This window comes from Psychromonas antarctica (assembly GCF_022267535.1).
GTDB lineage: Bacteria > Pseudomonadota > Gammaproteobacteria > Enterobacterales > Psychromonadaceae > Psychromonas > Psychromonas antarctica.
Genome location: NZ_JAHNZV010000184.1, coordinates 1 through 3,123, shown reverse-complemented (window position 1 = coordinate 3,123; position 3,123 = coordinate 1). Strand labels below are relative to the sequence as shown.

At 41.2% G+C, this 3,123-nt stretch carries 2 protein-coding genes; one reads left to right on the top strand and one right to left on the bottom strand.

Translation table 11 applies throughout. The features are described from left to right. Nucleotides 1-616 precede the first annotated feature (616 nt). A complete protein-coding gene (locus KSO91_RS16600) occupies nucleotides 617-1,507 on the bottom strand; it encodes a LysR family transcriptional regulator (RefSeq protein WP_238744137.1) in 891 nt (296 codons plus the stop codon). Nucleotides 1,508-1,590: 83 nt separating this feature from the next. On the opposite strand from KSO91_RS16600, the gene KSO91_RS16595 reads away from it, so the two are divergent. After that, complete coding sequence (locus tag KSO91_RS16595; RefSeq protein ID WP_238744136.1) at nucleotides 1,591-2,517, top strand: DMT family transporter; 927 nt, start codon at nucleotides 1,591-1,593, stop codon at nucleotides 2,515-2,517. Nucleotides 2,518-3,123: the final 606 nt, after the last annotated feature.

The following is a 3,123-nucleotide window of genomic DNA, read 5'->3' as shown; positions in this document are numbered from 1 at the left end:
TACTAACCGTTGGACTTGTCTTCGCGTTAAGTTAAGCAACTTTGATGCATTGATTTGTGTTACTCGTTTTTCACAAACATCGCGAATAACATCAACGCGATTTAATTCTTTTTGGCTCATAGAAAGTTGCATGACACGTTGCTCTGGATACGGTTAGTAATGGGAACTAACCATATCAGAATGTGACATCTCTAAATTGGGGAAATGTGACATTACTATATTGCACTTACATGCGGCATCATGTTAATACGCATTTAATAGATTTTATGGTAAATAATATAGCAGCCATTGCATACGTATTTTGCTGCTAACTACCCAGTTAACAGGATCGTCGGTAGATGCTTTTTCGCCTTTTTCTTTTATAAAAATGATGGAAGCCATTTACGATTCCGTGTTGAACTGCTGTTCGCATTTACAATTTATTAACCATGAAGTATTGGCAACTAGTTTTTGGATAACCTTCTTGGACACACTGAACTGTGTAACCATGCTTTTCATAAAAAGGTTTGGTTTGAAAGTTTAAAGTCTCCCAAAAGCAATTTTTACAGCCCCGATATTTACCAGCTTCTTCTACTTTTTCTAAAATTTCACTACTAAAATATTGACCACGTAACTCTTAGCGCGCCCGGTTTCCCTTTTTTAATAATTGCACGGCCGTTTTGATAAATGCCTGTGTGGCAGGAGAGGCTTGGCGGGTACTGTGGAGTCCTAAACCAATCATTCGTTTGTACTGCGGTGCTAGTTGTCGAACTACATAGCCATCGTTTTGCAAAGCTTGAGGGAGTGCCAATTCAGCAACGAGGGCAACGCCTTCGCCTTTTGCAACCAATGCAATTGTAGTCATCAGTTGGGTCGTCCTGTAGCGAATATCAGGGATCAGATTCTCGGCCGTAAATAGCTTGGAAATGAGTTGTGCTGAACCGGCTTCAGTCAGAATAAAAGGAACATGACATAAATCCTGAAGTACAATTTTATCTTTCTTCGACAATGAATGTGTTTTAGGAATAAGGGCAACAATTTGATCTTCAATCAATGCAAAGGTATCAAAACGTTCATCAGGAAGCACCACAAAGCCAACATCTACCCGGCGCTCTTGTAACCATTGTACGACCTGTTGGTCATTTCCTTCATCAATACGCACCTCAATATTGGGAAATTGCTTACGGTAACTATCCAGGATCTCCGGGAGTAAGCGCAAAGAGGAAGTTGGACCGAAAGAGCCAATACGCAGACTCCCTAGTTGCAACCCCTTAATATCTGCCGACTCTTGGCGTATGGTCTCAGACAATCCCAATATTTCTCGAGCGCGGGGAAGCAATCGAACGCCTGCGGCAGTAAGTTCAGCTTGTGACTTATTGCGCTCGATAAGGCTTACCCCTAAATCCTCCTCGAGTTTTTTCAGTGCGTGCGAAACAGCTGACTGACTAATACCTAACTGTTGGGCAGCTAAGGTAAATCCACACAGCTCAGCAACCACTACAAATATTTCAAGTTGATTAAATGTCATGAACCTTTGCTCATTTTACTATGACTTAACATTAGTGAAATACTATAGCATATATCAGGTTAACTTTTCTATTGAGCGACATCATGCAACCAATTATCAATAAATCTAACGACTTAGCTTTACCCTCGATCTGGCCAACCTATTTTAAACTTATCCTAGTCGCCTTATTGTGGGGGGGAACTTTCATCGCAGGCCGTTTACTTGCGGGATCGCTTTCACCGTTAATGTCGGCGATAGGCCGTTTTGGTCTGGCGGTATTGATACTCATTTTACTAACTATAAAATTAGAGGGTAGGCTACCAAAGCTATCGCTCAGGCAGGTTGCGATCACCTTCGCTCTCGGTCTTACCGGGATATTTACCTACAATCTGTGTTTTTTTACTGCGCTCTCTGAAATGCCAGCTTCCCGTACGGCTCTATTTGTTGCGTTTAATCCTATCGCTACGGCGTTACTGGTTTCCCTATTATACAGAGAAAAAATTTCATTCAAGAAGTTGCTTGGGATCTCTGTGGCAGTATTGGGGGCACTAACCGTGATCAGTAATGGTCATCTACTTACCGTGACCCAAGATATTAGTCAGGCTTTTGGCCGTGGAGAATTGTCAATGCTCTGCGCGGTACTCAGCTGGGCTATCTATACCGTCGTGGGACGGAAAGCACTGCTTGGTTTATCACCTTTAGTGTCAACAACTTATGCTGCTATTTGGGGATTGCTATTGCTGTTAATGGTATGGTTTTTCAATCCAAACGTGCAGGTGCTACCTGAGTTAAATTGGAAAATTGGTGTTGCTATTGGCTATTTGGCGGTATTTGGCACTGTTATTCCTTTTATTTGGTATTACCAAGGAATAAAAACGATTGGCGCGGCGCAAACGTCAGTTTTTACTAACTTTGTGCCGTTATTTGGTGTGTTGCTCGGGGCTTTGCTACTAAATGAGCAGATTTCCTCTTCGATGTTACTCGGTACTGTGCTAGTGATCACCGGAGTAGTTTTGACAAATCGGCGTTAACAGTGAACCAAGAGAAAACGAGAAAGTTGAGGCATCCACATTTTTTATGCATGACAAATACAACGAAAAGCTTTTGCTGTATTGACTGGAATTAAAAGAATTATCTATGATTTATCTTGCTAAAGCGGTTGTTCACTACAAAAAAATGTGGGGAAATAAAGGGGCCGAGGATCAAGTATCTCTTTTTGCATTTTTAATGATGAACACCTGTTCTAATGCCCTTGGAGGTAATCGCGTTGTAAAATTATTTGAAAGTGTATACCTCTACGCTATGATAAAGTGAACGTACTGGAGGTATTGGTCACTTCACTAAACAGGCAATATTATCAGTTGATGTTAATGTCAGCTTTATCGGAGAAGCAGCCATTAATGAAAAATTAGTTTCAATTTAATTGCTCGACTAAACGACTTTTTTGATTGCCCCTTCGACTGTTCGGATTAAATAATGTTGACTACTTATTTTAGTTTCTAAGGTGCCTTGGGGGCGAAATGTATGGTCCGCCTCGATATTGCAAGTAATAATATCGATAACGTAGTTGGTTTGCGCTAATGTATTCGGAGTCTTTGCAGGCAACTAATAATTAGCCCCAGCTCCACGATGAGATC

Coding starts and splice junctions, on each gene's coding strand:
- KSO91_RS16595 (WP_238744136.1), top strand. CDS start 1,591: ATGCAACCAATTATCAATAAATCTAACGACTTAGCTTTACCCTCGATC.
- KSO91_RS16600 (WP_238744137.1), bottom strand. CDS start 1,507: ATGACATTTAATCAACTTGAAATATTTGTAGTGGTTGCTGAGCTGTGT.